The 6267-nt window shown below is 73.3% G+C and carries 4 protein-coding genes and 2 pseudogenes; 2 read left to right on the forward strand and 4 right to left on the reverse strand.

Going from position 1 to position 6267, the window contains the following annotated elements:
• The 3 genes from ACWJ6R_RS27980 to ACWJ6R_RS27990 all read right to left on the reverse strand — a co-directional run.
• Window positions 1–245 (reverse strand): MbtH family NRPS accessory protein (locus ACWJ6R_RS27980; RefSeq protein ID WP_449065093.1); only part of this gene is annotated, 245 nt, incomplete at its 3' end.
• Between the two features lie 13 nt (window positions 246–258).
• Window positions 259–1314, reverse strand: a complete 1056-nt coding sequence (locus ACWJ6R_RS27985) for a response regulator transcription factor (RefSeq protein ID WP_449065094.1) — start codon at window positions 1312–1314, stop codon at window positions 259–261.
• Window positions 1298–2494 (reverse strand): sensor histidine kinase, encoded by a 1197-nt coding sequence (locus ACWJ6R_RS27990; RefSeq protein ID WP_449065095.1) that lies wholly within the window; start codon window positions 2492–2494, stop codon window positions 1298–1300. The genes ACWJ6R_RS27985 and ACWJ6R_RS27990 overlap by 17 nt, the downstream gene beginning before the upstream one ends.
• 263 nt (window positions 2495–2757) lie before the next feature.
• Here ACWJ6R_RS27990 and ACWJ6R_RS27995 point away from each other — a divergent pair.
• Window positions 2758–3805 (forward strand): annotated as a pseudogene (locus ACWJ6R_RS27995) (winged helix DNA-binding domain-containing protein).
• Between the two features lie 288 nt (window positions 3806–4093).
• On the opposite strand, the pseudogene ACWJ6R_RS28000 reads toward ACWJ6R_RS27995, so the two are convergent.
• Window positions 4094–5052 (reverse strand): annotated as a pseudogene (locus tag ACWJ6R_RS28000) (UbiA family prenyltransferase).
• 195 nt (window positions 5053–5247) lie between these two features.
• On the opposite strand from ACWJ6R_RS28000, the gene ACWJ6R_RS28005 reads away from it, so the two are divergent.
• Window positions 5248–6042 (forward strand): AfsR/SARP family transcriptional regulator, encoded by a 795-nt coding sequence (locus ACWJ6R_RS28005; RefSeq protein WP_449065096.1) that lies wholly within the window; start codon window positions 5248–5250, stop codon window positions 6040–6042.
• Window positions 6043–6267: the final 225 nt, after the last annotated feature.

A 6267-nucleotide genomic window follows, 5' to 3' on the forward strand; every position in this document is an offset into this window, starting at 1 on the left:
GGCCGGATCGCCGCCGCGGCGGCGATCCGGCCGGTCCAGCCGACCGGCCCGTCCCCGTCCGGTCTCCCGGCCGGCCGCATGTCCCGCCACAGCTCGGCCACCTGGACCAGGCACTCCTCGCGCGTGCTGACGAACCCGATCGGCGACCAGCCGCCGGGCACGGCGTCGTCCAGGGGCCATATGCCGTACTGCGTGCGGCCGTTCACCAGAACCTGGAAGTACCGATGCGGTGGTCCCGTGGTCATTGGCCCTCCAGAGTCATCCCGTCAAAGCCGCCCTCGAACCGGTATCTCCGTTCACCTTCCCGGCAACCGGTTGCCGCACGGTTACGTCGCCTCCCCGGGCATCCGGCGCCCCGGCCGGAGGTTCCGACGACCGGAGGCCGCACGGCCCGTATCGCCCCGCACGGCCCCGCACCGCCTGACCGGCTCTCGGCCCGGGTGGGCGGCCTCCCGGCCGCCGCGGGGCCGTCCGGGGACGCCGTACAGCGGACGGACGCGGTACGGCGGACGGACGCGGCCACCCGTCGCAACGGTTCCGCAGCCGGATTCCGGGGTTCATCGGCGGCGGCCGCCACCCGGGTCGAGAGCCGGCCCGGACCGCCTCCCGGGCGATCCCCGGCCCTCGCTCACCCCGGCGCCGGCCGCTCCGCCCCGAATCGATGACCGGGTTGATGAGCCGGGCCGCCATCGCCTTGCGGACCGAGTCCACCCGCGAGACGGCGCCGAGCTTGGCGTAGATGTTGGACAGGTGCCGTTTCACCGTGGCCTCGGTGATACCGAGCCTGGAGGCGATCTGGGAGTTGGAGTAGGCGTCGGCGGTCAGCCGCAGCACCTCCATCTCCCGCGCCGACAGCGACCGGCCGCCCCCCTCGGGCTGCTCCCCGCGGCCCAGCGTCTCGCGCGAGACCGACAGCAGCACGTTGCGCGGGCTCTGGTGGACGGCGTGCAGGGCCGCGATCAGCTGGTCGCGGGCGATGTTCTTGACGAGGTAGGCGGCCGCCCCGCAGTCGAGGAGCTCCTGCACGATCCTGGAGTTCTGGTGCATCGTCAGGACGATCACCGTCGCCTCGGGGCAGACCTGCCGGAGCCGGCTGACGACCGCCCGGGCGCCGGGCCCCGGCATCTCGACGTCCACGATGACGATGTCCGGCCGCAGGACCGGCGCCAGCGCGAGGACCTTGTCCCCGTCGGCCGCCTGCCCCACCACCTGGAAGGCCGGGTCGGTCTGGATCAGTTCGGCCAGGCCGTCCCTGAACAGGGTGTGGTCGTCGGCGAGCACCACCCTGATCCGCCGCTCATCCGGATCGGTCAACGTCTCCCGCCCTCTCCGTACCGGCGACGGCGTTCTCCGCCTCCGGCCTCCTCCACGATCCCGGGGCCGGGTCCTGCCCCAGCGGCACCAGCACCTCGACGGTCGTCCCCTCCCCCATCCGGCTCGACAGGTTGACGGTGCCGCCGAGCAGCGCGGCCCGCTCCCGCATCGACGTCAGTCCCCCGCCGTTGCGCGCCGCCCGCGTCGCCGCCACGTCGAACCCGCATCCGCGGTCGCTGACCGCCGCGCGCAGCACGCCGTCCCGCCCCTCCACCTCCACGTGGATCTCCGCGGTGCCCGAGTGCAGCAGCGCGTTGCGCACCGCCTCCCTGAGCAGGATGTAGATCTCCTCCCGGACCTCCCAGGGCAGGCTCGGCTCGCCTCCGGTCGTGGTCAGCGTGGTGCGGGTGGAGCGCGGGACAGTGATCCGCAGGTACTTGCCGAGCGCAGCCTCCAGGCTGTCGTCGCCGACCCGTTCCCACAGGTCCGCGGAGAGCTGCCGGGTGCCCTGCAGTCCTTCGTTGATCGCCTGCCGGGCCATCGCCAGGTTGGCGGCCGCGCGCTCGGGGTCGTCGCCCCGGTAGACCTCGTACAGGTCGAGCTGCTGCAGCGCCACGCCCATCCCGTGGGCGATCCGGTCGTGGAGGTCCCGCGCGATCCGGTGGCGCTCGTCCTGGTGGGCTGAGAGCAGTTTGGCGAGCAGGAAGTTGACGTAGGGCACCGAGCCGACGGCGAGCCGCACCATGATGGATCTCTGCAGATCCAGGCCGACGGTCACCGTCCGCTCCCGCCCGTCCTTTCCGTCCCGCGCGGGGCCGCCCTCCTCCGCGGCGAGCCTGCGGGCGAGGACCGGGAAGGCGGCCTCGAACATGAGCGCGGCCGCGAGGAGCGACTGCGTGGGGTGCACGCCCTGCTGGGCGCGGGTCGCGCCGATCTCCATGCTGAGGGGGAGCGACAGGGCGTCCTCCTCCGGAGGGACCCCGCAGCAGCGGGCCAGCACGTCGTCGACGACCAGGCCCGCCTGCCGGACGAGCTGCTCGACCATCGTCTCGTCACTCAGCGCAACGCTTCCCGAGGAGCGCAGGAGCGACCGGTAGGACGCCACGACCTCGGCGTGAACGGCTTCCCTGTCGAAACCGGGCGCCTCCCCATCGGAACTCTCGTCGTCGCGCAGCGCCATCCCACACCTCGACACTAGGGAGCAATTCCACCCGCTCACCGGATTCATTCCATTAGCTGCAAAACATGCTTAAAACGCAGATAGTACGAAGTTCTGTGAAGTCCGGCAAGCGATCACTCCGAATGTTCGAATATGTTTCGAAATCGATGCTTATCGGGGCGAGAGATAAAACCGCACATGATCATAAATCATCTGGCCGACTCCGGTGGACCTCACTAGGGTGAGGTCCCATGCCGATCATCACCCCGGAGCGCGCCCGGCTGATGCGCGCCCGGGCGCAGGGACTGGCCGGCGGCGTCAGGGGCGGTGGCGTGCCGGAGGTCATCGGCCGCGTCTTCGCGATCCAGGCCCAGGACGCCGAGGCCGCCGCCCTCGGCCTGCGGGCCCGCGGCACGGGGATCACCCGGCGGGACGTCTCCGCCGCGTACGGCCCCGCTCTCGTCCGCGGCTGGTTCATGCGCGGCACGCTGCACGCGGTGGCGGCGCGCGACGCCCGGTGGCTGCTCGGGCTGCTCGGACCGGTCTTCCTGGCGGCCGGCCGCCGCCGGTACGCCGAGCTCGGCCTGGACGAACGGCTCCAGGAGCGCGCCGAGGACCTGGTCACCGAGGCCGTGGGCACAGACGGGCCGCTCACCCGCGCCGAGCTCACGGCGCGCCTGGCGGGTCTCGGCGTGACCCCGAACGGCCAGGCCGCCTTCCACCTCATCCGCCGCGCCGCGCTGCGCGGGCGGATCTGCCACGGTCCGGACCGCGGGGGGCGAGGCCACGTTCGCCCTCCTCGACGACCTCGTCCCGCCCGGCGGCCCCGAGCCGCCGGCGCGCGAGGCCGCGGCCGAACTGGCCCGCCGGTACCTCGCCGCGCACGCCCCCGCCTCGGCCGAGGACTTCATCACCTGGTCGGGCCTGCCGGCGGGCCTGGCCCGGCAGGGCTGGCACGACCTCGAAGACGTCACCGAGGTCGGAATCGGGGACGGGCTGCACGTCCTGCCCCGGACCCGGCTGGCGGAGCCGGCGGCGCCGGAGCGGGAGGGCCCGCCCGACGTACGGCTGCTGCCCGCCTACGACGGCTACCTCGTGGGCTACCGGAGGAGGGATCTGTCGGTGCCGGCCGCCCACGCCGGGAGCGTGTGGCCCGGCGGCGGCCAGATCCGCCCGGTCGTCCTGGCGGACGGGCTGGCGGTCGCCACCTGGACGCGCCGGGGGCGGGCCGTCGGCGTCACGCCGTTCGCTCCCCTGCCTCCGGAGACCGAGTCCGGGATCACCGGGGAGTCGGCGGACGTCGCGCGCTTCCTGGCCTCCGGGGCGGGCTGAGCCGGAAACCGCCGGACGGGTCGCACCGAATGCCGGGCCGGTTCCGCCTCCGCCATGCCGCCTCCGCCATGCCGCCTTCTCTTTTCCGGCGGGACCAGGAATCCTTTTCCGCGTTTCCGCCGGCCGTATCCGCCACGGGTCGCCGAATGGCCGTGACGGCGACTCCGAGTCATATTGTCTGTCAGGACGCCTTCCCGGGAATGACCGGCCTTTCCCGCGTTCACGGCGCCGGCGTCGTCCGGGCGGGGAACCCGTGACGACTCCGCGCCGGGGGCCGGTCCGGCTCCGTCAGCGGAGCACGACCTCCGCCAGGACGGCCAGGTGCGCCGAGTACTGGGTCAGCATGAAGAGCCGGTACGGCCGCCGCTGGGCCCCGCGGTCCCCGGTGCTCCACCGGCCGACCGAGACGGCGGCCAGGGCCGCGCTCCCGGCGAGGACCAGCGCGGCGGCCGGCACGAGGGCCGGCGCGACGGTCAGAGCGGCGGCCAGGAAGGACCCGCCCACCGTCACGGCCGCGACCGCGATGGCGGACTTGGCCCGGCGCTCGCCCCACAGCAGCGGCAGGGTGCGGCGCCCCGCGGCCCGGTCCCCCTCGACGTCGGACAGGTCCTTGGCGAGCCCGCCGATGCCCATCCACGCCGACATCGCGATCGCGAACACCAGCACGGTTCCGGTGACGGGGCGCCCGCCGCGCCGATGCCCGCCAGGTAGGTGACCAGGCCCGCGCCCACCACGGCGATCTGCACCCCGGCGACGGTGTTCTTCAGCGGGGCGGGGCCGGTCGAGTACGCCCAGCTGAGCACCAGGAGCAGGAGCGCGAGGAGGAAGAACCGCTCCGACAGCGCCGCCGACAGCGACAGGCCGAGGGCGCCGAGCAGGAGGGCCAGCCGCCCCGCGGTGAGCGCGGGCAGGTCGCCGCGGGCGATCGGCCGGGTGGAGCCGTTCGACCGGTCCTCGACGACATCGGCCGCGCCGTTGAGCAGGTAGGCCGACCAGGTCAGCAGGAGCCAGGCCGCCGCCCCCGCCGCCATCACCCCCCAGGAGACGCCCGCCGGCGCGCCGGCTCCGATGAGCGCGCCGGCGAGCAGCCGGAGCTGGAAGATCACCTGGACCGCGGGCCGCGCCTCGGTCCAGGACAGCCGCACCGCCCGGCCGTTGACGGCGGCCGCCGGCCGTACCACTGCGTCGATCTCGTACACGGGATGCGTCATCGCGATGCCTTCGGCTAGGGGGTGCGACGCACTCATCGTTCACGGGTGGCCTCCCGCCGTACATGGCGCAAGGTGTGCACCCCCCTACGACTAAAGTCGTAGACCCCTTGCACCTTGCGGGCAGCGCCCTTGATCAAGGCGTTCACCGTTCCATAGCGTTCCGGTCAGACCCGGTGACCGGGTTCGGAGTGCCTCGGCGGCCCTCCGGGTCCTACGGAAAGGGCGGCTCCCATGCTCACGGATTCCACTCCGGCGGTGACGGTCCACTGCCTGGGCAACTTCCGTCTGGAGATCAACGGCCTGCCGGTGGCCCACTGGCGCGCGGGCAAGGCCCGGGCGCTCTTCCAGTACCTCCTGGTCAACCGCGGCCGGCTGGTCCACCGGGACAGGCTCCACGAGGTGCTCTGGCCCGACAGCGGCGACCGGAGCTCCAGTTCTCTCAAGGTGGCGGTCCACGCCGTCCGCCGCGTGCTGGGGTCGTACCAGGGCGACGACGGGTTCCGGCTGGTCCACCAGGACCACGGCTACATGCTGCAGGCGCGGAGCGCCTGGGTGGACCTGGAGGAGTTCGAGCGGGCCTTCCAGCAGGGCCGCGACCTGTGGGCGGCCAAGGAGCACCGGCGCGCGCTGGAGTGCTTCCGGACCGCCGCCGACCTCTACACCGGCGACTTCCTGACCGGTGAGGCCAGTGACTGGATCAACGAGCAGCGGCAGTGGGCGCAGGGCGTCGCGCTGCGCGCGCTGGCGGTGCTGCGCGCCGACTCCCTGGAGCGGGAGGACTGGCCGGCCGCCATGCACTGGTGCCGCCGCATCATCGCGCTCGACCCCTACCACGAGGACACGTACCAGACGCTGATGATGATGCACGGCGAGCTGGGCGAGCTGGGCCGGGTCATGGACTGGTACGAGCTGTGCCGCCGCCGGCTCCGCAACGACCTCGACACCGAGCCCACGGAGCGCACCGAGCGGATCCTCGCCTCGCTGACCCGCCGCGGGAACCGGTCGCTCACGCCGGTGCCGGCCTGAGCGCCCCGCCCTTTCCCGGACCTTCCCGGCACACCCCTGAAACCCTTTGAATCCTCCTCAGTCAAGCCCTTGTAAAGTTCCGGAGCCCGCGGGAGAAGCGGCGGGATCCACGCGCCCGGCCTCCCACAGAAACGGATCCACGGTATGCCCGTCGACATTCATCCGGACGACGCCCGGCGCCGCCCGCCGCGTGCGCCGCGACCGCGCCGGGCCCGGACCTGGCGG

It is taken from the genome of Planomonospora algeriensis (genome assembly GCF_977012225.1).

Coding starts and splice junctions, on each gene's coding strand:
- ACWJ6R_RS28005 (WP_449065096.1), top strand. CDS start 5,248: ATGCTCACGGATTCCACTCCGGCGGTGACGGTCCACTGCCTGGGCAAC.
- ACWJ6R_RS27990 (WP_449065095.1), bottom strand. CDS start 2,494: ATGGCGCTGCGCGACGACGAGAGTTCCGATGGGGAGGCGCCCGGTTTC.